Origin of the sequence: Microcoleus sp. FACHB-SPT15 (assembly GCF_014849525.1) — a bacterium.
Lineage (GTDB): Bacteria > Cyanobacteriota > Cyanobacteriia > Cyanobacteriales > Coleofasciculaceae > Symplocastrum > Symplocastrum torsivum.
Genome location: NZ_JACJNU010000055.1, coordinates 180744 through 204402 on the forward strand (window position 1 = coordinate 180744; position 23659 = coordinate 204402).

Sequence of the window (23659 nt, forward strand, 5' to 3'; positions counted from 1 at the left end):
GAAGGGGCAAGAAGTAAATCGCTCCTTTCCCCTTTAAGCCTTCCCCTCTTCCCTGAGCTTCCACTCCGCCGATGTGAATATCTACCTAAATACAGAGGTGATATATAGATTTTATTAATATGAGGGTGTCAGGAAAAATTGATTAGATATTTTGATTTGTGAACTTACGGTGCTGTGCCAAAAACTAAGCCGCTAACTGTTGGCACAACTTATCTTCTAATTCCCGTTCTTGCTCTGCCATAGCTTGTATCGCTTGTACGATCACACTCCGACCGCTAAGGTCTTCCTCGTAGAGTTTTAGCCACTGCTGAGCCGTGTTACCTTGCCGAAGAATTTTTTTGACAGGAGAGAGGAAGCAACTGAAGCCGTGTTTCTTGGCAGCCGCCCAAGCCTCCGGATAAATTTCCTCAATCCAATCCCGCGCCAAGATTTTCCGTCCATCTTGCCAATGACGTAGTTCAGCATCTAGGCTCAGTTGAGCAACAGCAGACTCATTAGCATCGGTGAGAGCAACTAAGTCAGCCGCACGTTGGGAGGCAGGTAAGGTGCTAGACTCCAAGGGATCAAGGCTTGGATCATCAAGCAGTTGAGTAAGACGGGCTTCTAGCAGCGCCATAATCGACAACAGCGCGATCGGGTCTACGACTAAATCACAAATTCTCAATTCCACTCGATTGAGGTCGTAAGGTCGGTGATTGCCATTTGGTCGAACTGATGACCAGAGGTGGCGGACATTTCGCATAGTCCCAGCAGCAAGTTGCTCCTCAGTCCACTTGATAAAGTGCGTGTGGCTTTCAAACAAGGGAACATTGGTTGGTGTTTTGGGAAAGAGTCCCCAACGGGTGGAGTGATAGCCTGTCGGCTGTCCATCTAGAAATGGGGAAGACGCACTTAGGGCAAGGTAGAGAGGTGCTTCTACTCTGACCAAACGGCAAGCCCGCATCAACATTTCTGGGTCACTAATTCCAACATTGATGTGGACGCTAGCGGTGACAACTTTGGTGCCGTAGGTTTGCTCGATGTAAGTGTGGTAAGGATTGTTGGGGTCAGAACGTTGGAAGCGATCGCTTCCACCTAATGACAACGTGCTACCAGGAATCAGGGTATAGTCTCCTAGGCGTTTTAAATACTCTCGTAGTTGCTGCCGAGGGCGTACTAAGGCACACAATAAGCGGTCATAGCCATACAAGGGAGCGGTCGTATATTCCACATTACGGCTATCAGGTTCGCGCACAAAGCCATTTAGGGACGCAACAATCTGATCGGAGAGACCGACAACATCCCCTTGAGGGGTGCCAGTGTACATTTCAATTTCAAAACCTTTGGATAGCAGCACGGTGTCTCCTAGATCTGGGTAGAGCGACCTTCTCGATACTTAATGTATCAAGGAAGACGAATTAATTCTTCTTTCAATAGTTTGGCACTAAAGATAGTACTGGCGATAGACTTCACTGGCAGCGCGGTGCAGTATAGAGTGCCGATAGACCAAGCCATCAAGGTCGTCTGCATAGCCGCCACCAATTACAGCCGCTACAGGATAGCCTGCGGCGACACAAGTACTCAATACCTGCATCTCACGGCAGTAAATGCCTGTATCTGTGAGGGCTAGCTTACCTAAGCGATCGCCAACGTGAGGGTCAACGCCAGCATCGTAGAATACTAAATCAGGCTGGAAGTCAGAGAGTAAATCAGGGAGATACTTTGCCAGGGTTTGTAGGTATGCCTCATCATCCATTCCCATTGGTAGGGGAACATCTAAGTCACTTTTTTGTTTAGTACTAGGAAAGTTAACTTCACAGTGCATGGAGAAAGTAAAAACACTATTGTCATCTTGGAAGATAAAAGCCGTACCGTCTCCTTGATGAACATCGAGGTCAAGAATCAAGATTTTTTGAGCAAGCCCTAGGTGTTGGAGGACACGCGATGCGATCGCTAAATCATTAAAGATACAAAAACCCGACCCATAACTAGGAAAAGCATGATGGGTACCACCTGCTGTATTGCAGGCTAAGCCGTGTTTCAGCGCGAGTTGGGCAGTGAGGACAGTACCACCTACAGCAGTACAGGTGCGATTGACAAGAGCTGGACTCCAGGGTAAACCGATGCGTCGTTGGGCTTTGGAGTCCAGGGTGCCTTCACAGTAGGCTTGGATATAGTCTGGGGTGTGAACCAGCTCAATCCAGTCTTGAGGGGGAGGATTAGGCGTATGGAATTGCTCTGGAGTAGCAACGCGATCGCTTAGAAGCATTTCGTAAAGTTTCCCAAATTTCGGCATAGGAAAGCGATGCCCCTCTGGGAGAGGTGCAACATAATCGGGATGGTAAATGATTGGCAAGTCCATATCTGAAATTGTGAACTAGCCCAGACGCACTAGATACAAGCTGTCAGCAATCAGCCGTCAGCTTTTTAAAGTTGCCCTACTATAGCCATCAGCCGTCAGCTTTGGGCGGTCAGCTTTGGGTCAAATCGGCTCTAGTTAAGGAACACAAGCTCCTCTTACTGTCCTAACATTCGTGGCTACTGCTATAACAACCAACAACCAACAACTAACAACTAACCACTTCTTCTTTAGCCGCAAGCGTCGCTGGGTCAACAGCTTGCAATTCTCCGTGGTTCAGCATCCAGCAACGGTCAGCAATTTTTAAGAGATCACCAGCATCGTGGGTGACGACAAAGAGTGTCCAGTGAGTTTTGAGCTTCGCCAGCAGATTAACTAGCTGCCGTCGCATTGACCAATCTAAGCCAGCTGTGGGTTCATCCAACATCAGCATATTCGGTTGCCGAATCAATTGGACTGCCAGAGCAAGGCGGCGTTGTTGACCACCACTTAAAGCATGAGGGGCAGTGGATAGTGAGATATCGGCGAGTCCAACTTCGCTCAAGGCTTCATGAACCTTCTCGGAACCCAACTCCGGATGACCCATCCGCAATTCTTCCAAAATCGTGCTGCCACAGAAATGTCGCTCTGGGAATTGAAATACCAATCCTCCTAACTGTTGCAGGTGTTCCGGTGTCAGTTCCTGATCTCGCCAATAGACAGCACCTTTAGTTTGCTCCGCTAATCCTGCCAAAATTTCTAATAATGTGCTTTTGCCTGAGCCGCTAGGACCAATCACCAGTCCTAGTTGTTGCGGTGCGAGTTCTAGATTGAGAGATTTTAAAATTGCGATCGGGGTAGCAGGAGGGTGGTAAGTTAGGTCTTTGAGATACAGCATCAAGATTGGTACGAGAAAGGATTTTTTGGAATCAAAGCAGATTTAGCGTAGCGGCACGTCGTGCGTTGCCTTTGCTTGTTCAGGCTCACAGAGAGTTCTTACGGCTGAGAGCTTGTGCCGCAAACCTTCAGGAGAGTGATTACGAAACGCGCTAAAGGGCGACAACTGCAAGTTGAGAATGCGGTAGACCATCGCTAGAATTATTGATGTCAAGGTTGCTTAACACGCTTGTCAGACCAAGGTCAATTTCACTCAATGGCTGCCAACATAGCTTGCTTGTTTAGTTCTTCTCAATTTTGACAAACTTAACGTGAATTCTTCAAACCTCTTGTCAATTGGAACCTCGAATCAACCACAACGTCACCCTTTCAATTAAGCATCATTTTTAGTGAGGATAACGATGACGACATGGTTTCCCAACCCAAAAAGGACAATCAAAACCCTTGCTGGTGCAGCGGTTGTGGTACTCGGTTTGTGGGTCACACCCACATTTGCCGGAGACCCCTTTCGCCCCAATGATGGTCGTAATATCGGCGATAACACAGAAGCCGCTTTTAACGCCATCTTCAAGGACGGAAACTACTCAGAAGCCCAGCGTTACCTGAGTCAAGCGGAATCCACTGAATCGAATGAACCGCTGGCTTATGCCATGCTTGCCTCTCTGGCTTATACCAGTCAAGATTGGGAAACCTTGAATCGCTACGCGACCAAAACGCTACAAACTGGCGAGAAATTGATTGGCACTGACCCCCTACGCGGGAACCTTTACACAGCAGCAGGTCATTTTTTAGAAGGGGCTTACAATTTCCACAAGGATGGTCCTGTGGGAGCGTTGGGCAAGTTGCAGAAAGTCTTTCAGTATCTGGATGAAGCAAAAAAAATTGACCCTAATGACCCAGAGCTAAACTTGCTTACAGGCTACATGGATTTGATGCTAGCTGTGAATTTACCATTTTCTGACCCGGCTGAGGCAATTGAGCGGTTAGAAAATCATGGTTCTCCTTCGTACTTGGCTTATCGTGGGATTGCGATCGGCTATCGGGATTTGAAACAGTATCCCAAGGCAATGGAATATGTAGATCGTGCGATCGCGTTGACACCAGACAACCCAGAATTGTCGTACCTGAAGGCGCAAATTTTGGTAAAGCAGGGTAAGAAACCAGAAGCTATAGAATTTTTCAAAAAAGCACTGGAAAAACAAGCTCAATTACCAAGGCGTTACACAGCACAAATTACCTACGAGCAGTGTGTTGCCGAAACTAGCATCAACAATACCAATCGCAATTGCGACGCAGAGCGGGATGCAATTCGAGATGGCACTAAATAAATAGCTGCTGCCGACATTGATATTGCCTTAAATTTTGGATAGGGGTGCATAGCTAGCTGTGTGCCCCTACCAAGGTTTGCATTTAGTTTAGCCACATAAAGAATTGGTATTACTCCTTACCTGCTGAATTTAGGATACAAACTGTTACTAATTACAGGTTCTAGTTTAACTCGGTAAGTGCCTCAGGTATAATCTCCAAAGTTGCCAATATTGTTAAGCACTTACCCTAAAAATGGCTCGATTAAAAATTGTTAATAACTTTGATAGTAGTTTTGTCCTCGATCCAGAAGCTAGAGATAACGTGTTCAGTTCGTTGAGTAATGAAACCTTTTTGACTCAAATTGCTGAGCAAGCCCAATGCGAAAAGGTTGAATTTACCGAATTGTTGTTTCAGCCAGTTCCCTACACCACAACGACACCAAAGGGAATGCCTGCTGAATTTGAGCAGTATCACGAATCTGATGATTACGTCATCATTAATGTGCCTCCTAACTTCATGTTTAAAGCAAAAATATTTCAACCGAGTCGCCTCTGTGCAATTTATAAAAAAGTTAAATAAAGTTTGTTTTAATTACCAATGAACTCTGAAACACAATTTCCTTCTCTCAACGAACTTGGCCTTATTTCCTATCTTGATGACACTGGCAATTTACCTGAAGAGTTACAAGGGAAAATTGGGATATACGCTATTTTTGACCAGGATAAGACGCTACAACTGGTAAATTATTCTCGTGACATTTATCTAAGTCTCAAACAACACCTAGTACGTCAACCAAAATCCTGCTACTGGTTAAAAGCACAAACGATTGATAAACCTAACCGTACTCAACTAGAAATGATTCGAGAGGCGTGGATTACAGAAAATGGAGTAATGCCACCAGGGAATAGCTCAGATGAAGCGGCGTGGAATCAGCCTATTAATGCCAAGCTAGCAATGACTGATGAAGAGCAGGTAGGCTATGAAAAAAGTGATGAATTGATGCAGATTAAACTATTAAAACAAGTTGCACGACGAGTTGAAGCCCAAATCTTAGAAGTACTGAAATCTCGTGGCGTGCAAACCGAAATTCGCTTCAATCCAAAGCTTAAGGAGAATGGATTGCTTGACTTAAAGTAGAAGCCTATTTCCTTTAGGAGATTTGAGAGCCTTCCAACACCAGTAAAATTCAGGCAATAACTGGGTGTTCAGTAACACCCTTTTTATTATAGAAAAAGCGATTCTTTTATCTCTTATGACACCAACACCATTAAATATACTAAATAATCGCTATCGGGTACTCCAGACACTGGGGGCTGGTGGGTTTGGCAACACCTTTCTTGCCGAAGATACTCATATGCCTTCGGGACGGCGGTGTGTGATTAAGCAGCTTAAGCCAGTGACGCATGACCCCAAAACTTACGAGGTAGTAAAAGAGCGATTTCAACGGGAAGCGGCAGTTTTGGAGGAACTCGGAGAAGGGCATCCTCAGATTCCTCGGTTATTTGCGTATTTCTCAGAAGCGGGTCAGTTTTACCTAGTCCAGGAATGGATCGAAGGTGACACCCTTACGAAGAAGGTAGAACAGACAGGAAGGCTGAATGAGAATGAGGTGAAGGCGATATTAGCGAGTCTATTGCCAGTGCTGGATTTTGTCCACAACCGTCGCATGGTTCACCGCGATATCAAGCCGGATAACATTATTATTCGCAAACGTGACGGATTGCCAGTGCTGATTGATTTTGGCGCAGTCAAAGAAGCGATGAATACAGTAGTGAATAATCCGGCTAACTCGGCTGAATCCATGGTGATTGGAACACCTGGATTTATGTCGAGTGAGCAAGCCGCAGGACGCCCAACTTATGCGAGTGATTTATATAGTTTAGGGCTGACAGCGGTTTTTTTGCTCACGGGGAAACTGCCTCAAGAGTTGCAGACGGACGATCGCACAGGTGAGTTGTTGTGGCGTCAGTATGCTCCAAATGTTCATTCTAATCTGGCAACGGTAATTGATCGGGCGATTCGATTCACACCACGCGATCGCTTTTCCACAGCAAGAGAAATGCTCAATGCCTTACAGTCTGACGGTGCAGCGTCAGAGATGGCAACAGTAGCCGTTGCACCAGGAGGTTTACCCCAAGCGCCACGTTCAACCCCACCAATCGCAAATCCTGCCCCTCAACAAACGCTGCCTGTAGGGACAAGTCCGGTCATACAACAAAACAGTGGGCAAAAGCGTGTAATTTTTGGTGCTGCCATTGCTGGGGCAGTGCTAGCGGGTGCGATCGCATTAGCTGTAGGATTAACGCGATCGCCAAATAATTCCAGTCCAGTCTCATCATCCTCTGATCCAACAAGCGAACAACCCACCGCACAGCAACCTCCATCCCCAACACCGCCCCCGCCACCTGCAAACACACCCTCACCAATTCCGCCTGAATCCTCCTCCGAACCATCAGCGCAAGCACCCTCCTCAACACAGACACCGACTGCATCCTTCCCGACACAAGTTATTCCTGTTCCTCCACCTGAAACAGAGAACAACAACTCAAATTCAACTCCACCCAAGAACGTTCCTGGTTTTGCTCCAGGCACGCAATCAAGGGCTGTGATAGAAGAGTTAGGCAGTCCAACGAAGAACTCGAAAGGTGTGTGGCCGAATACCCGTGCCGTACTTTATGAGGAGTATGTGCCTGGTCAAGTCAGCTTGGGATATTTGTTTGACCGTGATTCCAGGCGTCTTCGCCAAACAGAGGCATCTTTTTCTCCAGAGGTTCAGCTTCAGACAATATCAGGAACGCTGAATCAGATGCTCAGTGGTAACGTGGCAGGGGACATTGAGCAAGGACTCGAATCTGTTTATGAACGCCAATCCAATCGCTATCGGTTTGAGACGGGTGGAACCAATCGCTTAAAAGGTGTAATTGAACGTAATAAAAGCGATCGCATCTACGTTGCTGTTTGGGAAGCGGATTTGCACTAGACCTGTCCGGAAATTAAAATCTAGCCTAGGAACCACAAGGGTTTCAGGTTAATTTTCGGACAAGCCTACTAAGAGCAACACTGACCAATGAATCATTACAGACGCAAAAAACTATTTGCGTTATCTTAAAAGAAGAATGTCTAAGAACAGAGGGAAACCTCCGTCCTTCTGGCAACGATTAATTTAAAGTGTGAGGATTGCATAACAGTTCCTGTGAAAGAAGCATACGAAAGAAGCCCAGCCGTCACCCGCTGGGCTTTCTTATTAGGAGGAAAAACACAGGAATTGTATCAAGATGAATCAACTGGCGAAAGAACGCCGCTAGATTGAGCGCTTTGTTTCCATTTATTTCCTAAAAATAGGGGTGCGTGAAGAAATAAGTCATTTTCCTACTCTCAAAAATTTTGCAAGGCTAGACTGAAATTAAGAGTAAGAGGAAATACTCATGGTACTAGCAATTCAGGTACAATCTTCCCAAGTCACCAAAGAGGAATCTCTGGTTCTCTGGTTTGAAGAAGTAGGAATTTCCGATATTTCCCTGGTAGGTGGTAAGAATGCCTCCCTTGGTGAAATGATCCAAGAACTAACATCCAAGGGCGTAAAAGTTCCCACAGGGTTTGCAACTACAGCTTATGCCTATCGTTACTTCATTAAGGTAGCAGGCTTAGAAGAAAAGCTACGCAAACTATTTGCTGATTTGGATGTTGATAATGTTAGCAATCTCCAAAAGCGCGGTAAACAAGCTCGCTCATTAATCCTCAACACACCCTTTCCCACTGAACTTCAAGCCGCAATTATAGAAGCTTATCAAAGGATGTGTTCTCGCTATGGAGAAGAGACAGATTGTGCTGTTCGTTCTTCAGCAACCGCAGAAGACTTGCCGGATGCAAGCTTTGCAGGTCAACAGGAAACTTATTTAAATATTCACGGGATTAAGAGTGTTCTAGAATCCTGTCATAAATGCTACGCTTCCTTATTTACTGATCGCGCAATTTCCTATCGGCAAACACGAGGCTTCGACCACTTTAGTATCGCAATTTCCGTCGGAGTTCAGAAGATGGTGCGCTCTGATTTAGCGTCCTCCGGAGTCATGTTCTCAATTGATACTGAAAGTGGCTTTAAAAATGCTGCACTAATTACCGCCGCCTATGGTTTAGGAGAAAACGTTGTGCAAGGGTCAGTTAATCCTGACGAATACTTTGTTTTCAAACCAACCTTGAAAGACGGTTACCGCCCAATTTTAAAAAAATCATTAGGCACAAAAGAATTACGAATGGTCTACGACCTTGGTGGTTCAAAGCTAACGAAAAATGTTCCTGTTCAGCAGTCTGAACAGGAGAAATATTGCTTAACGGATGATGAAATCCTGCAACTCGCTCGCTGGACGGTGTTGATTGAGGAGCATTATTCTGCTGTCCGTAACACTTATACTCCGATGGATATTGAGTGGGCAAAAGACGGGCTAACCGGAGAACTATTTGTTGTGCAGGCGCGTCCAGAAACTGTGCAGTCTCAGAAGACGAAGAACGTTCTGCGTAGCTACGAAATTAAACAATATAGTGATGTCTTAGTTACAGGTCGAGCAGTTGGGGCTGCAATTGGTCAAGGGAAAGCCCGTGTGATTCTGGATGTTAGTCAAATCAATTTGTTCCAGCCTGGGGAAGTATTAGTCACCAACAGAACTGACCCAGATTGGGAACCGATTATGAAAAAAGCAAGTGCGATTATTACTAACCAAGGTGGACGCACTTGCCATGCTGCGATTATTGCACGGGAGATGGGGATTCCTGCAATTGTCGGCTGTGGTGATGCGACAGATGTCTTGAATACAGGTCAAGAGGTGACGATTTCCTGCGCTGATGGGGAAGAAGGAAAAGTTTACTCTGGGCTACTACCCTTTGAGGTGAAAGAAATTCCCTTAGACAACCTACCTCGTACTCGCACCCAAATTTTGATGAATGTGGGTAACCCCGTACAAGCCTTCGGGTTGTCAGCGATTCCTTGTGATGGTGTAGGGTTAGCGCGATTGGAGTTTATCATCGCTAATTACATCCAGGTACACCCATTGGCATTGATTCACTATCACCAACTGGAGGATGAACAGGTTAAGGCGAAGATTGGCAAACTGACAGTGCTTTATGAAGACAAGCCTCAGTTCTTTGTCGATAAACTGGCTCGTGGCGTTGGCATGATTGCTGCTGCTTTTTATCCTAAGCCAGTGATTGTCCGGATGTCCGACTTCAAGACCAATGAATACGCCAACCTCTTAGGCGGCAAGCAGTTTGAGCCGAAGGAAGAAAATCCCATGCTGGGCTGGCGTGGAGCATCGCGTTACTACGATGAAGAGTACCGTGATGCCTTTGCCTTGGAATGTCTTGCACTCAAGCGGGTGCGGGAAGAGATGGGCTTGACTAATATCATCCCGATGATTCCCTTCTGTCGGACTCCGGATGAGGGGCGTCAAGTGCTGGCTGAAATGGCTAAAAATGGTTTAGAGCGAGGTGTCGATGGCTTACAGGTCTATGTGATGTGTGAGTTGCCGAGTAATGTCATCCTGGCTGATGAATTCGCTGAAGTATTTGACGGTTTCTCGATTGGCTCGAATGATTTGACACAACTGACTCTAGGTTTAGACCGTGATTCGGCTTTAGTGGCTCATATTTTTGATGAGCGCAATGAAGGTGTGAAGCGGATGGTGAAAATGGCGATCGCAACTGCAAAGGAAAAAGGTCGTAAAATCGGTATCTGTGGTCAAGGCCCAAGTGACTATCCTGAGTTTGCGAAATTCTTAGTAGAACAGGGAATCGACTCCATGAGCCTTAATCCTGATTCTGTCCTGAAGACACTCTTGATAGTGGCAGACGTTGAAGGAATTGGGGATTAGGGATTGGGGGCTGGGGATTGGGGAACTTCGCCCAGTCCCTAGTCCAAGAAGGCAGAACATAGGAGGCTCCAGGGCAGAAGGAATATTGCTTGCACAGTAAGCTTTTTAACCTTTTTTAACTGGATAAGCTATTCCACAATTAACTTGCTCCCGTCGGGACGGGCAAGATGCCCATCCCACAAGATTTTTGTCAATTCCTTGTAGCGGTACTAGCCTGGAATCCCCCTAATCCCCTTGACGCTTCAACTGAAAGGCAGCACCAACTGCTGCACCCGCTCCTGCTAGCAAGCCAACGCTCATTCCGTGGACTGTTTTGTGAATGGGGTCTTGGGTCAAGCACTCACTCGTTAAATTATTGGCTTCCAAGCATTGATTAGTCGATGCCCAGCTTGTAGTACCGCCAAGAATGACGCCAGTGATACTACAGGTTGCGATCAGAATTAAGAAGCGGTTATTTTTTCTACCCATGGATGGATGCAAAAAAGCTAATAATGGCTGTGTCTTCTCATCTACTTTACCTATCTCTGGGCAAAATGTAACCGTATTTCTACCCAACTTTATCGTTGTTTTAAGATTAGCCAAAATTTCGCCTTGCGGCTTCGCTTATTCAATTCGCCAATTGAACGGCAGACGGGCATAGACACCTCTAGGGTCATTCATCATTTTGAGAAGTGCTAAATCGGCTTGTAGCTTCATAAACTCGGCAGTCAAGGGATTCGCTTGTTCTGCCTTTTGGGTGCTTGCCTCATCGGTAAATGTCTTCAAAATCCGTTCTTCTAAGCTGCGAACTTCTGGATACTCTTGCAGTTCCCAGTTATTTCCCAGTTTGGCTTGTTTAGCCGCATAGTTGATCGCATCCTCGATCCCGCCAAGGTCATCGACTAACCCCAGTTGCTTAGCATCTTGACCTGACCAAACCCGTCCCTGAGCAATTTGTGCGACTCTTTGTGCCGGAAGTTTTCGAGATTCAGCGACTTTGTTGAGGAACTGGTAGTAAATTTGGTTAACTGAACGTTGTGCGATCGCTAATTCTTGAGGTGTCTTGGGACGAGAAACCGTAGAACTATCCGCATAACGACCCGTTTTCACAACGTCCCAAGTGATGCCGTTGTCGTTTGCTAGCTTTTGAACATTAAACTGTAGTCCAAACACGCCGATGGAACCCGTAATCGTACTCGGTTCTGCAAAAATATGATTGGCTCCTGTGGCAATCCAATAGCCTCCAGAAGCCGCATAATCGCCCATTGAGACAATCACTGGCTTCTTTTCGCGAGTGAGACGGACTTCCCGCTGAATCACCTCAGAGGCTGTAGCGCTACCACCAGGGCTATTAATCCGCAGCACCACTGCCTTGACATCCTCATCCAAACGCAACTGGCGCAACTGTCGGGCAAAGCTATCACCACCGACTTGCTGGGCACCCCCTTGACCATCAACAATTTCACCGTCGGCATACACTAATGCCACTTTATTGTCGCTGCTCTTCTTGGAGTCATTACTTTCAACGTTGCTGTAGGTCGCCAAATTAATCTGCTCAAACGATTTATCGTCCTCGTCACTGCCAGTTAGCTTTTTGAGGTCAGCCACAACTTGGTCAAGGTAGGCAACCTGATCCACCAAACCTCGTTGACGTGCCTGTGTTGCCATCAACTCCCCTTGAGTATCAGCAATTGCTTGTAACTGTTGAGGCGTAGTTTTACGACTCTTACTAACTGTCGTGAGAAATTCACTCCAAAGATCGTTCAACAAGCTTTGAGTCTGCTGTCGATTCTCCAGACTTAACTTTTTCAAAACGAACGGTTCAACGGCTGACTTGTACTTCCCTACCCGAATCACCTGAACACCAACACCGTATTTTTGTAGTGCCCCGGTGTAGAAGAGTGGCTGAGAGCTAAAGCCATTGATTTCCATAGCCCCCATCGGATTGAGAATAACTGTATCTGCCACAGAACTCAGATAGTATTCCTTTTCTCCTAGATCGACATCGTAGGCAATTATTTTTTTCCCAGATTTGCGAAAACGTTCCAAGGCTTCACGGACTTCCTTGAGTGTTGCCAAGCCAGTGCCGCTACCTGTTGAGGTTTTACTCCCATCCAAGTAGACGGCAACAATTCGCTCGTCTTTACGCGCCTTTTCTAAGGTATCCAGAACTGTGCGTAGGGTAATAGATGTTGTACTATCGCCCGATAGCGCCTCTCCAATCGCCTCGCTGGTGCTTGAGGTTGGATCAGTATCAGTAATGCTTAGCGACTGATCAAAAACCAGCACTGACTTATCCTTAACCTGTGGGCCAGTGTCTCTAGAGGCAGCGGCGATTAATAAAAAGATCAGTCCACCAGTTCCTAAACTAAAGAACAAAATAAGACCTGCAAGGCTGCCAACCATGCTGGCAAAGGTTTGCTTAAGGAATTGACGCATTTGGTGTGAGGGGATGAGAGGGTGAGGAGGTGAGCGAGTGTTAGCGTAGCCTAAACTCTAGGTGAGAGGGTTGGATAGGCATTATAGATTCAAAATTTGTAATTCACGCATTCCTTTACCATAGTTCTGAATTATTAATCACTCATTTTCAATATCTTTATGCTAGCTTTTGCAAGGCGTTCGAGTGTTTGAGTTGAGATAGATTAGCATTACCCGTGCAGAAGAGAACTGTGGTAATTTCTGCACTCAATAGCTGTACTAGGGACTCAACGGCATCGGTTGATTCGGCTGCGGCTTGAAGGAAGGGAAATGCTAAACCCGCAATGTCCGCTCCAAGCGCGATCACTTTGGCAACATCCAAGCCATCACGCAATCCTCCAGAAGCAATCAACGAAATCTCTGGTGCGATCGCTCGGATACTCGTAATACACTCCGCTGTTGGCAAACCCCAGTTGGCAAATGTCTGTCCCAACCGCCGCTGCTGAATATTTAAGGCTCGTTCACTTTCCACCTTTGCCCAAGAGGTTCCACCCGCACCTGCAACATCTATAGCTGTGACACCCGCATCGAGTAGCTTCTGTGCCATGGCAGCAGAGATGCCATTTCCCACTTCTTTAACAATCACAGGCACAGGCAGCTTGTTGCACAAAATATTGATTTTGTCAATTAATCCTTTAAAGTTAGTATCCCCTTTCGGTTGAATGCACTCTTGCAAGGGATTGAGGTGCAAAATTAAAGCATCAGCTTCTAAAAGGTCTATCACACGTAGACACTCAGCCAACCCATAACTGTAGTTCAGCTGAACCGCCCCAAGATTGGCAAATAAGAGAATATCTGGGGCGTGCGATCGCACAGCGAATGTATCAGCCACCTGTGGATTCTCCACCGCTACCCTCTGGGAACCCACACCCATCGCTAGCTTGTAATGTTGGGCAACTTCAGCCAAACGAAAATTAATAGTTTTTGCCTGTTCTGTTCCACCTGTCATCGAAGAAATCAGCAACGGGACTCCCAGCCATTTCCCCAAAAACTTCGTTCTTATATCAATCTCACTGCGGTTTAGTTCTGGCAGACAACAATGGGTGAAGCGGTAGCCCTCCAGTCCATTGGTTACGCCGTGAAATTGCACATCTTCATCCAGACAAATCCGTATATGGTCGGCTTTCCGGGTCTGGGTTTCTCTCATATCTTCAAACTTTACTCTATGCCGGTTGATTGACAATTTTGATTGTCCCATCGAGATTGTGCCTCACTCGCCTTGACCTCTCAAAACGCAACACTTGGCTACCTCTCTATCTCCCTACTTCTCCATCTCAAAATGTTGACGAAGGCAGGAGGCAGAGGGGTTTTGTTTTGGGTGCGATCACTACAGTTATGCGGCGACAGTAATCTTGTTACTTTTTGCTATATTGCAGTTGGGGCAAGTGATTTGCAGATTCTGAGTGTCTACGGCTAAACCAGGGAAGTGCGAAAGCGGCAAGATATGGTCGATGTGAGAACCTTTTAGTTGAATGGGTTTTCCACATTTAGCAATAGCACAGCAGCCCCTTTGAGCTTGGTATTGTTTCTGTTTCCAGAGCTTTCCCTCTTCAGAATCACGCCAGCGGTTGAATTGTGCGCGTGGCTCATGTCTGGCATTAATTCGGGTAGCAATCTCTTGAAGTTCTGCTAGAGCGGTATCAGCTTGCTTAGTCGCTTCAAATAGGCTTTTTACAAGTTCCTCAAAAGGAGAGTCAGTCATCTGTTTGCAGGTTTTCCCAACTACATATTGTATTTAGCTTTAAGTGTGGCAGCCGTTGCTTTAAGTTCAGCTAAGGCACTGTCAGTTCTAGACCTGGCTTGGGTTAGCTGTCTTGCCAATTTATTAATTTCGGGGTTGGTGCTAGACCCAAAAGGAACTTCGATGACGTTACCCAGGCGCTCCAGTAGAGCTTGCAAGACAGCTTCGAGAATCTGGCGAGTGGCTGGCTGAATGCGAGGGCGCTGCAAATACTGTCGAATTGAGGCAACCACGTCACTTACGGGATAAGCATAGGCTCTACCTTGATTGGCTACCGCTGTAAGATTTTTAGTAATGGCTTCAGCTTGATAGCGAGTCGCACCATATCCTCGTAATTGAAGGCGGGTAGTAACTTTTTCGGTATTCATTGACTTACTAAGCTGCATCTTTTTTGTCTTCCTGATAGGTGGCTAGCAGCGCTTCAATCCAAGGGTCTTTAAGTCCGAAAGACTTAGCAAATTTATAAACCCCAGCGATGATACCGACGAAGATACTACGCTCTTGCTCAAGTGCCTGTTCGTACTCGCTAACTTTATTAGCAAATTCAGTCTCAATCTCTGTGATATAGTTTGTTTTTTTAGTCACCTGACCTTTTTGTGCGGCTTGCAGGCGCTGGCGTTCATATAATTGAGAACCCGCGAAATTTACTAGCGCTAACAATAAAGCTTGCTCGTCAGCATTTTTGAAATCTAGATCATTAAATGCTCTTTCGGCATCGGCGGCAGTCCAGTTGAATTTTTTAGCGAATGTAATAGCTTCTTTCTTGTTCACAGTGTCCTACGCTGGGTGAAGGCTGATCTCAGTATTGGAAACTTAGGTTTGCGATCGCGTTTGCTTAACGTCCAATCTCAGAAAACAAACGTACTTCCTTTAGGATGCCGCCTCTCCGAGTGCTCTAGATTTGCAGATATGCGATCGCATAAAACTCATTAAGAGAGGGTTCTGATTAACTCCACACCATCTCGTCCATCTACATCTTGGAGATAAACTTTTACCTGTTCTTCGGCAGATGTTGGTAGCTGCTTGCCCGTAAAGTCTGGGCGAATCGGCACCTCACGATGTCCTCGGTCTACTAGAACCAATAGTCGAATCGCTTGTGGTCTACCATATTCCGTTACCGCATTCAGGGCAGCGCGAATCGTGCGCCCTTTATAAATGACATCATCCACCAACACGACTGTCTTGCCTGAAAGATCAAAAGGAATCTCACTTTTCGCTGGTGTCCGAACGCTAATCTGATCCAGGTCATCCCGATAAAACGTAATATCTAGCGCCCCCACAGGCACCTGTACCTGTTCTAGTATTTCGATCTGACGCCCCAAAAGCTTTGCTAAAGGAACGCCTCTAGTATAAATACCCACTAGTACAAGTTTGGACAAATCTCCAGATTTTTCAATAACTTGAGAAGCCAAACGGGTAATTGTACGGCGTAGGTCTTCGGCTGAGAGAATTTCAATAGTTTGAGTAGGCATCCCACTTAATGATTTAGTACCATTCCCTTGAGGGTACTATGGTGTACGAGTAACTTCCTGTTTTGGCTAGAGAAATTTAGAGGTTGAAAGAAGTTCAGAACGGAGGAGTATTGATAAGCTGTTGTGCATCTTAATTGTAGATTATTGAGTTATGAAAACAAAAAGAATTCATCACGTTGCTATTATTTGCTCTGATTATCAGACATCGAAGCATTTTTATGTAAATGTTTTAGGGTTTTCAGTAATTAATGAAACTTTTAGAGAATCCAGAAATTCTTATAAATTAGATTTACAAGTAAATAGCGGTGATTGCATCGAGCTTTTTTCCTTCCCCAACCCTCCCCAGCGTGTTAGCCGACCAGAAGCTTGTGGTCTAAGACATTTAGCCTTTGAGGTTGATGATATCGATGAATCAGTTGCCTATCTCCAAGCCAAAGATGTGAAGGTAGAAGAGATTAGGACTGACGAGATTACAGGAAAGCGTTTTACCTTTTTCCAAGACCCAGACGGCTTACCCTTGGAGATATATGAAAGTTAGGTTTTTTTAATAAAATTTTGATTAGTATTTTACATCTAAGCTAGCTAATATTTACTCTCCTTTAGAGTTAAATTGTGAATGTAAGGGAAGGCTAATAGTAAATGTCGTTCCTCGACCTAATTTACTATCTACAACAACCCTACCATTATGCAAGTTCGCACATTCTTTAACAATTACTAATCCCAATCCAACGCCCGGAGCCGTACCAACATTATTACCTCGAAAGAATGCATTAAATATACGAGCTTGGTCAGCAGGAGAAATACCAATACCTTGGTCAGATATGCGAAACACCAGCTCATCGTGTTGAAAAATCAACTCTAACTGAATCTCGCTACCCTCAGGAGAATAATTGATAGCATTGGAGAGCAAGTTCCTTAGCATTGCTCGTACAAGTTTTTCGTCTATAAGTACGTTAGTAACAGTGCCTTGATACTCCACATTAATTGTGTGTTGATGCTCTGTATTTGACCGAAATTCTGTAACGAGTTCACGAACAATGGACTGTATGTTTACTGGTGCTGGAGTGAACTGTATTGTCCTAGCTTCAGCTTGGTTAACAAGTAGCACATCATTGACTAGCTTCGTTAAGTATTGAACAGCTATTTTAATTCGCTCGAAATGCTTCTTCTTTCTTTCCTCAGTCCATTTTAAACTATAGTGTTCAAGCAACTCAGTAGAGGTCAGGATTGTAGTAAGTGGGGTACGGTATTCATGTGAAACGGTAGCAACAATTCGTGACTTTAATTCATTGAGTTCTCGTTCTTTCTCAAGAGCAAAGATTAGTTCATTTTCTAAATGCTGACGGCGCTCAATTTCTGCTCGTAGTTGTTCATTTATCTGCCGCAATTGAGCATTACTCTCCTCAACTCGATTTCCTAGTTCTTCATTGGTTTGTTGTAGAGTGGCATGAGCTTGCTGTTGCTCAGTAATATCATGGAAAACTAAGACAGCTCCAGTAATTTCACCTTCATCATTTTTAATCGGTGCAGCACTATCATCAATTGGGATTTCTCTACCATCTTTTGTAATCAGGAGAGTGTGGTTTTCCAAATCTACACTAACGCCCTTCTGGAGAGCTAAGGTGACTGGATTATTAATAGTTTCTCGTGTTCTTTCATTGATTGCTTGGAAAACCTGGGTTAAATCATTACCTAAAACCTCTTCTTGTTTCCAACAGGTGAGCGCTTCGGCAACTGGATTCATAAAGGTGATTAACCCTTGAGAGTCGGTGGTAATTACAGCATCACCTATACTTCTCAGTGTCGTGGCTAGCCACTTCTCTCTCTCATAACGCTGTTGCTCCATCTGGTGATTGTAGAGAGCGACTTCAATAGTTGTGCATAAATCTCTTGCCTCAAAAGGCTTGAGAATATAACCATATGATTGGCTGACTTTCGCTCGATTGATAGTTTCCTCATCTGTGTAAGCTGTGAGATATACAACTGGAATATGGAAGCGACTGCGGATTTGTCCCGCTGCCTCAATACCATCAACTTTTCCCTTGAGTTTAATATCCATCAGCACTAAGTCAGGGTGTGTTTCTTCAACCGATTGAATCGCGGCTTCTCCGGAGGTAAGATTTGCCACGACTATATACCCAATGCCTTCTAACCGATTTTGAATATTAAGGGCTACAATACTTTCGTCTTCAACAATTAAAATTCTTGCTCTTCCCATTTTTCTTTAAATCTCCTAATGATTTATTTCTAAAAAGCTAATCCTAAATTCGGTTCCGGCGTTACGGTTCACGGCAATTGTTCCCTCAATTTGTTTAGTGAGAACATTGACTAATTTAAGTCCTAAGGATTTCACATGATCTAATTTAAAATTAGCGGATAGCCCGATTCCATTATCCTTTACTATTAGTTTTCTCTGACCATTAAGACTGGATTGAAAAATAACAGTAATGACTCCTTCTTTGCGATTTGGAAAGGCATATTTAAGAGAGTTTGAGACAAGTTCATTAATAATTAATCCGCAAGGTATTGCTGTGTCAATATTTAAGGATATATCGTCTATTTTTAGATTTAAAGTAATATTTTCAGCCTTCACTCCATAGACTTGAAATAAGTAGCTAGTCAATGTTTCAACATAATCAACAAAAATAATTTTGGCACAATCTTTAGATTGATACAATTTCTCATGGACAAGTGCCATAGATCGAATACGGCTTTGACTTTCGCGGAAGATCTCCAACATCGGTTGATTCTGAATATGCTGAGATTGCAAATCAAGCAGGCTGGAGATTACCTGTAAATTATTTTTGACTCGATGGTGAATTTCCTGAAGTAAGACTTCTTTTTCCTGTAGCGATTCTTTGATTTTTATCTCTGCAAGTTTGCGCTCACTAATATCTACATCAATTCCAGCTATCCGGGCTGGATTACCAGTTTCGTCGTAAATGACTCGCCCTTTAGCTTCTAGCCAGCGAATGCTCCCATCCGGTAATAAAATGCGGAATTCTATGTCGTAACCTTCTCCCGTCTCAATGGCATGTTGTTCGGCTTTGTTAAACAACTCGTGGTCGTCCGGGTGAAGAATTTTGAGAAAGGCATCATTGGTATCATCAGCTGTGTTGGGAACCCAACCTAACATTCTTTGAAGGCTTTGTGAACGAATGACTTTTCCGGTTTGAAGATTCCACTCCCAAAAGCCCATGTTGGCAGCATCTAATGCCAGGTGTAGTAAGGCTTGTGATTGGCGCAGTTGCTCCTCGGCAAACTTGCGATCGCTAATGTCGAGATTAATTCCAGCCATCCGCACTGGTAAGCCAGATTCATCGTAAAAGACTTGACCTTTGCTTGCAAGCCAACGGATGCTTCCATCGGGCATGATGATACGGAATTCGATGTCGTAACCTTCACCTGTCTCAATGGCATGTCGATCGGCTTCCTTGAGCAACTTGTAGTCGTCCGGGTGAAGGGTTTTGAAAAACCGATCTTTAGTCTCATCAGCCGTATTAGGAACCCAGCCATACAGACGTTCCAAATTGCTTGAGCGGGCAACTTTTCCGGTTTGAAGATTCCAATCCCAGAAGCCCATGTTGGCAGCATCCAATGCAAGGCGCAGTTGCTCTTCTGATTGGCGTAGCTGTTCTTCGGCCAACTTGCGATCGCTAATATCTAAGTTGACCCCAGCCATCCGTACTGCCTTGCCTGTCTCATCGTAAAAAACCTGACCTTTGCTTTGAACCCAACGAAGGCTTCCATCAGGTAGAATAATGCGGAATTCACTATCATAGCCGTCACCTGTCTCAAGCGCACGTTCGTCGGTTTGCCGGATGCGATCGCGGTCTTCTGGATGAACAAGTTCTAGAAATTCTTCGTAGGTAACACCAGAGGGATTGGGAGTAAAGCCATACAGTTGCTGGAAATTATTTGACCGAATGATTTTTCCAGTTTGAAAATTCCAATTCCAACTGTCCATCCGCGCTGCTTCCAAGGCAAGGCGCAATTGTGATTCTGATTCCCGGACTTGCTCCTCAGCAAGCTTACGCTCTGTGATATCAGTGCAAACACCAAAAACGTGAAAGGCTTGACCATCTTTTGAAAGCAGTGGCTTTTTAATCACACTCCACCAGCGCACTTCCCCTGTTGGCGTGTGGCAAGGCACTTCTGGACTACATTTAGTCTGTAATGTTGTTAATACTTCCAAGTCTTCCTTAACGAACAGCTTTACATCGGCTGGGTCGAGCATCACCTCAGCGTCTGTATGCCCTAACAAATCTTCTACGGCTATGCCATGAAAATCTGCACAGGCTTTGTTGGCAAGGATATACTTACCTTCCCGATCTTTAACGAAAATTCTATTAGGATTGGTATCAATAATTATTTGAAGAAACTCTTTTTGGGCTTTGAGTTCCTCCTGTGCTAGCTTGCGCTCAGTGATATCAGTAGCAACGCCCAAGATTTGACAGACTTGACCATCACTTGAAAAGAGTGGCTTTTTAGTAGTTTGATACCAACGTGCCTCCCCACTCAAGGTGTAGAGTTCTTCTGGCATGAACTTTTGCCTTAACGTGGCAATCACTTCCTTGTCTTGAGCGGTGTAGTACTCTACATCAGCTTGATTGGGATGCAACTCAGCAGCCGTCTTGCCGATTACATCTTCAACAGTTGTTGCGTGGCTATCAGCATAGATTTGATTGACAAGTACATACTTCCCTTCTGTGTCTGTAACAAAAATTACATTCGGATTATTATCAATAATAGTTTGGAGAAACTCCTTCTGAGCTTTGAGTGCTTCCTCTGCCTGTTTGCGTTCAGTGATGTCAATTCCCACTAATACAGCCATGGTGCTTTGCTGGTACTTCTGAGCAGCAATCAGATAGCTTCGAGTTGAGCCGTTGACTTGTACCTCAATAACTTGGCGGTCTGTTTGAGCAGAACTAGCGAGAAACTGAGTCATAAATTGCGTGAATTCAGGACTGTTTTTTAGAAAGCCCAGTTCTTTACCGACAAAGGCATCTGGAGATAAATTGAAGCTGTCAGCTAGTTGTCGGTTAACGCCAAGATATCGCCCTTCGGCACTAATCCAAGAAACATACCCAGGCACAGCATCCAAAACTGCCCGTAGTTGCTCTTTTGCCTGTTGTAGTTCTAATTCGGCTTGCTTACGTCGAGTAATGTCAGTGGCAATGCCAAGAATTTGACTAACTTGACCATGACTGGAAAATAAGGGCTTTTTGATTGTTTGGTACCAACGCCTTTCTCCAGTTACTGTGTAGCAAGATTGTTCGGGGATAAACTTCTGCTGTAATGTGGTAAATACTTCCTGGTCTTGAGATAGGAACTGCTCTACGTCTTCTGGATTTGGATTCACCTCAGCGTCTGTCTTGCCCAACACATTTTCAATACTCATACCATAAAAATCAGCATAAGCTTGATTGGCAAGTGTATATTTGCCCTCTCGATTTTTGACAAAAATAATGTTTGGATTAATATCAAGGACAGCTCGGAGAAATTCTTGTTGACTTTTAAGGGCTTCCTGTACGGCAGAACGCTCGGCAATCTCTTGCTGGAGTCGTATATTAGCTTGTTCGAGTTCGGCAGTACGTTCAGCGACTCGTTGTTCTAGTTGATCACGAGCTTGGAAAAGTTTTAATTCTGCGTGTTTGCGATCGCTAATATCTTGGATCATGCCGATCGCATACTGCGGTAAGCCACTGGCATCACAAACAACCGAAACACATACACTGGCCCAGACAATACACCCGTCTTTCCGGAAGCAACGCTTTTCCAAGCTGTAGCGAGTACGTTTGCCCAAAAATAGCTCCTGAAACAAATTCGCGTTCTCTACCTGATGTTCGGGATGCGTCAAGTCGATACAAGATAGGTTTTGGAGTTCTGTATCTGTGTAGCCGAATAGTTCCTGAAAAGTCGGATTGGTTTGAAGAAACCTGCCGTTTGAATTAACAAGTACTATCCCAATCGGAGCAGCCTCAAACATTGTCCGGAAGCCTTCTTCGCTCTCTCGCAGTGCTGCCTCTGTTTGCTTATTCTTCGTGATATCACGGCAAATCTCTAGAACAAACTCTACAGAACCATCTGCTGCGAATTCTGGGGCAAAACGAGATTGGTAATACTTCAGTTGATCAGGAAACGAGAAACTAAATTCAATCTCTGAATACTCACCCGTTTGGAAAACATGACGTAAGGACTGCTCGGATAAGGATACAATGGGTTCTGGTATGCCCAGTTCACCAAATGTTTTCCCAAGATAGTCTTCAGGCGGTTGTCCTGTTTCTGCTTCAACTGCTGGGCTGACATAGAGATAACGCAGTTGTCGATCAAACCGGGCAATAATATCAGGAGAATGTTCAACAAGCGTTCTAAACTGCTGTTCTCGTTGATACAGAATTTCCTCGGCTTGTTTGCGCTCAGTAATGTCTTCTGAGAGTCCAGCAATCCCCCAAGTTTCTCCAAATGGATTTTGAACGGGAAAAGAACGCGATCGCACCCAGCGAATTGAGCCATCCGGTCGCACCAGTCGATACTCCGCTTTGCATTCCGCTTCAAGGAGATTGCCAAAGGCAGCAACGACTCGCTCTCGATCATTGGGATGGATGGAATCGACGATCAAGTTCAGATAACCACCAGGATAGGTGTACAAGCTCTCACGCGAACGACCCCAGATTGTCTCAAAAGCTGGACTGACATAGAGCAACTGCTGATAATCCGCTGAGGTCAACCAGAAAGCTTCCTGAATCTGTTCTGTCATTTCACAAAGTTGCTCTTGTTTACTTGCAGGGCTTCTATAGATCCCTTACTTTTAGTGATATCTCGTTTGGTCAATGTCACTTTATTAATAAGATTATCTTTTTACAATCCACATAGAATCAGCTTAACCCTCTTCTGTCACTCTCCGGTTTTTCCTATTATTAATATTTTCTACAAAGGAGGTGTATTAGGGAATACAGCGTTTGCCCATCTAATTTTGGCAATTTCCCTACTCGGATCAATTTCTATGAAGGAAAAAGTCTGCGATCGCCTACCATAGGTTAGTTCTAGACTTCAGCAATGGCAAAAGTTTTCGGAGAGTGACAGAAGAGGGTTAATATTGAAGCTGTTAGTCATCATCTTGGTATAGCAAAAGGCAGAATGTTTATCACGAGTACGTGGTTGTTTGGGTCCTTAAATCTGTCCTAACCTTTATGGCTACAGCTAGACATACCCCCATTCAAGAGCGGCAACCCTAAAAGCGCTTTGCGAACTGATGCCTGCTCAACGCTTTTTGAAGTGCCGAGAGTTTAGACAAAAGATACCGTTGACCTTATAGTTCCCTAATTGAAGGCAAAATGAACTCCCAAACTGGGCACAAATACATCCTCCCAACGAAGGAATTGTGGGAAGTTTTCCAGTTGGTCTGTGATGGGAGCATCCCAATTGTGCAAATACATTTTCTTGTGGGACAGGCCGGAAAGCCTGTCAAAGCTAAAGGGCGGGCAGGATGCCATAGGCGTCAAGTTAAGAAAAAGGAAAGCCTGTCAAGAGGGGGACACAAATCGCTAAAATCAACAAAAACAGTCGAGTCGAGCGATGGCAAAACCGCGCAAGAAACAAG

General features: G+C 44.9%; 20 protein-coding genes. 7 read left to right on the forward strand and 13 right to left on the reverse strand.

Annotated elements, in window-relative coordinates:
- Positions 1 to 184: 184 nt before the first annotated feature.
- The 4 genes from gshA to H6F98_RS22235 all read right to left on the reverse strand — a co-directional run bounded on the left by gshA (position 185) and on the right by H6F98_RS22235 (position 3428).
- Entirely contained in the window at positions 185 to 1336 is a 1152-nt protein-coding gene (gshA, locus tag H6F98_RS22220; RefSeq protein WP_192220890.1) for a glutamate--cysteine ligase, read from the reverse strand.
- 87 nt (positions 1337 to 1423) lie between these two features.
- Positions 1424 to 2341: a histone deacetylase gene (locus tag H6F98_RS22225; RefSeq protein WP_192220891.1), complete on the reverse strand. Its 918-nt coding sequence runs from the start codon at positions 2339 to 2341 to the stop codon at positions 1424 to 1426.
- A gap of 205 nt (positions 2342 to 2546) precedes the next feature.
- Positions 2547 to 3215 carry an ABC transporter ATP-binding protein gene (locus H6F98_RS22230; protein WP_192220892.1) on the reverse strand — a complete coding sequence of 223 codons (669 nt, stop codon included), beginning with the start codon at positions 3213 to 3215 and terminating at the stop codon, positions 2547 to 2549.
- Between the two features lie 42 nt (positions 3216 to 3257).
- Positions 3258 to 3428 carry a hypothetical protein gene (locus H6F98_RS22235; RefSeq protein ID WP_192220893.1) on the reverse strand — a complete coding sequence of 57 codons (171 nt, stop codon included), beginning with the start codon at positions 3426 to 3428 and terminating at the stop codon, positions 3258 to 3260.
- Between the two features lie 187 nt (positions 3429 to 3615).
- Here H6F98_RS22235 and H6F98_RS22240 point away from each other — a divergent pair, with 187 nt between their 5' ends.
- From H6F98_RS22240 to ppsA, 5 genes are all read left to right on the forward strand, one after another.
- Positions 3616 to 4542 carry a Sll0314/Alr1548 family TPR repeat-containing protein gene (locus H6F98_RS22240; RefSeq protein ID WP_192220894.1) on the forward strand — a complete coding sequence of 309 codons (927 nt, stop codon included), beginning with the start codon at positions 3616 to 3618 and terminating at the stop codon, positions 4540 to 4542.
- Positions 4543 to 4774: 232 nt separating this feature from the next.
- Positions 4775 to 5101, forward strand: coding sequence for a hypothetical protein (locus H6F98_RS22245; protein ID WP_192220895.1), 327 nt, complete (start codon positions 4775 to 4777; stop codon positions 5099 to 5101).
- 18 nt (positions 5102 to 5119) lie between these two features.
- Positions 5120 to 5659, forward strand: coding sequence for a GIY-YIG nuclease family protein (locus tag H6F98_RS22250; RefSeq protein ID WP_192220896.1), 540 nt, complete (start codon positions 5120 to 5122; stop codon positions 5657 to 5659).
- A gap of 115 nt (positions 5660 to 5774) precedes the next feature.
- Positions 5775 to 7502 carry a serine/threonine-protein kinase gene (locus H6F98_RS22255; protein WP_192220897.1) on the forward strand — a complete coding sequence of 576 codons (1728 nt, stop codon included), beginning with the start codon at positions 5775 to 5777 and terminating at the stop codon, positions 7500 to 7502.
- A gap of 445 nt (positions 7503 to 7947) precedes the next feature.
- Positions 7948 to 10386: a phosphoenolpyruvate synthase gene (gene ppsA, locus H6F98_RS22260; protein ID WP_192220898.1), complete on the forward strand. Its 2439-nt coding sequence runs from the start codon at positions 7948 to 7950 to the stop codon at positions 10384 to 10386.
- 225 nt (positions 10387 to 10611) lie between these two features.
- On the opposite strand, the gene H6F98_RS22265 is transcribed toward ppsA, so the two are convergent.
- From H6F98_RS22265 to pyrR, 7 genes are all read right to left on the reverse strand, one after another.
- Positions 10612 to 10854, reverse strand: a complete 243-nt coding sequence (locus tag H6F98_RS22265; RefSeq protein WP_192220899.1) for a hypothetical protein — start codon at positions 10852 to 10854, stop codon at positions 10612 to 10614.
- A 135-nt stretch (positions 10855 to 10989) separates the two neighbouring features.
- On the reverse strand, positions 10990 to 12804 hold the full coding sequence (gene sppA / locus H6F98_RS22270; protein WP_192220900.1) for a signal peptide peptidase SppA: 1815 nt from the start codon (positions 12802 to 12804) through the stop codon (positions 10990 to 10992).
- 157 nt (positions 12805 to 12961) lie between these two features.
- On the reverse strand, positions 12962 to 13990 hold the full coding sequence (fni, locus tag H6F98_RS22275; RefSeq protein ID WP_192220901.1) for a type 2 isopentenyl-diphosphate Delta-isomerase: 1029 nt from the start codon (positions 13988 to 13990) through the stop codon (positions 12962 to 12964).
- A gap of 186 nt (positions 13991 to 14176) precedes the next feature.
- Complete coding sequence (locus H6F98_RS22280; protein ID WP_192220902.1) at positions 14177 to 14545, reverse strand: HNH endonuclease; 369 nt, start codon at positions 14543 to 14545, stop codon at positions 14177 to 14179.
- Positions 14546 to 14565: 20 nt separating this feature from the next.
- Positions 14566 to 14952, reverse strand: a complete 387-nt coding sequence (locus tag H6F98_RS22285; protein ID WP_192220903.1) for a hypothetical protein — start codon at positions 14950 to 14952, stop codon at positions 14566 to 14568.
- A gap of 7 nt (positions 14953 to 14959) precedes the next feature.
- Positions 14960 to 15355, reverse strand: a complete 396-nt coding sequence (locus H6F98_RS22290; RefSeq protein WP_192220904.1) for a hypothetical protein — start codon at positions 15353 to 15355, stop codon at positions 14960 to 14962.
- A gap of 158 nt (positions 15356 to 15513) precedes the next feature.
- Positions 15514 to 16056 carry a bifunctional pyr operon transcriptional regulator/uracil phosphoribosyltransferase PyrR gene (gene pyrR, locus H6F98_RS22295; RefSeq protein WP_192220905.1) on the reverse strand — a complete coding sequence of 181 codons (543 nt, stop codon included), beginning with the start codon at positions 16054 to 16056 and terminating at the stop codon, positions 15514 to 15516.
- Positions 16057 to 16207: 151 nt separating this feature from the next.
- Between pyrR and H6F98_RS22300 the strand changes: the two genes are divergently transcribed.
- On the forward strand, positions 16208 to 16594 hold the full coding sequence (locus H6F98_RS22300) for a VOC family protein (protein ID WP_192220906.1): 387 nt from the start codon (positions 16208 to 16210) through the stop codon (positions 16592 to 16594).
- Between the two features lie 51 nt (positions 16595 to 16645).
- Here the strand turns inward: H6F98_RS22300 and H6F98_RS22305 are convergent, their stop codons facing one another.
- Both H6F98_RS22305 and H6F98_RS22310 read right to left on the reverse strand, forming a co-directional pair.
- Positions 16646 to 18274, reverse strand: coding sequence for an ATP-binding protein (locus H6F98_RS22305; protein WP_192220907.1), 1629 nt, complete (start codon positions 18272 to 18274; stop codon positions 16646 to 16648).
- A 15-nt stretch (positions 18275 to 18289) separates the two neighbouring features.
- The gene (locus H6F98_RS22310) at positions 18290 to 22858 is read right to left on the reverse strand and encodes a PAS domain S-box protein (RefSeq protein ID WP_313929918.1); all 4569 of its coding nucleotides are present in this window, start codon (positions 22856 to 22858) and stop codon (positions 18290 to 18292) included.
- Positions 22859 to 23393: 535 nt separating this feature from the next.
- On the opposite strand from H6F98_RS22310, the gene H6F98_RS33130 reads away from it, so the two are divergent.
- Positions 23394 to 23659, forward strand: a 266-nt coding sequence (locus tag H6F98_RS33130; protein ID WP_206759667.1) for a hypothetical protein, incomplete at its 3' end; no start/stop codon positions are given.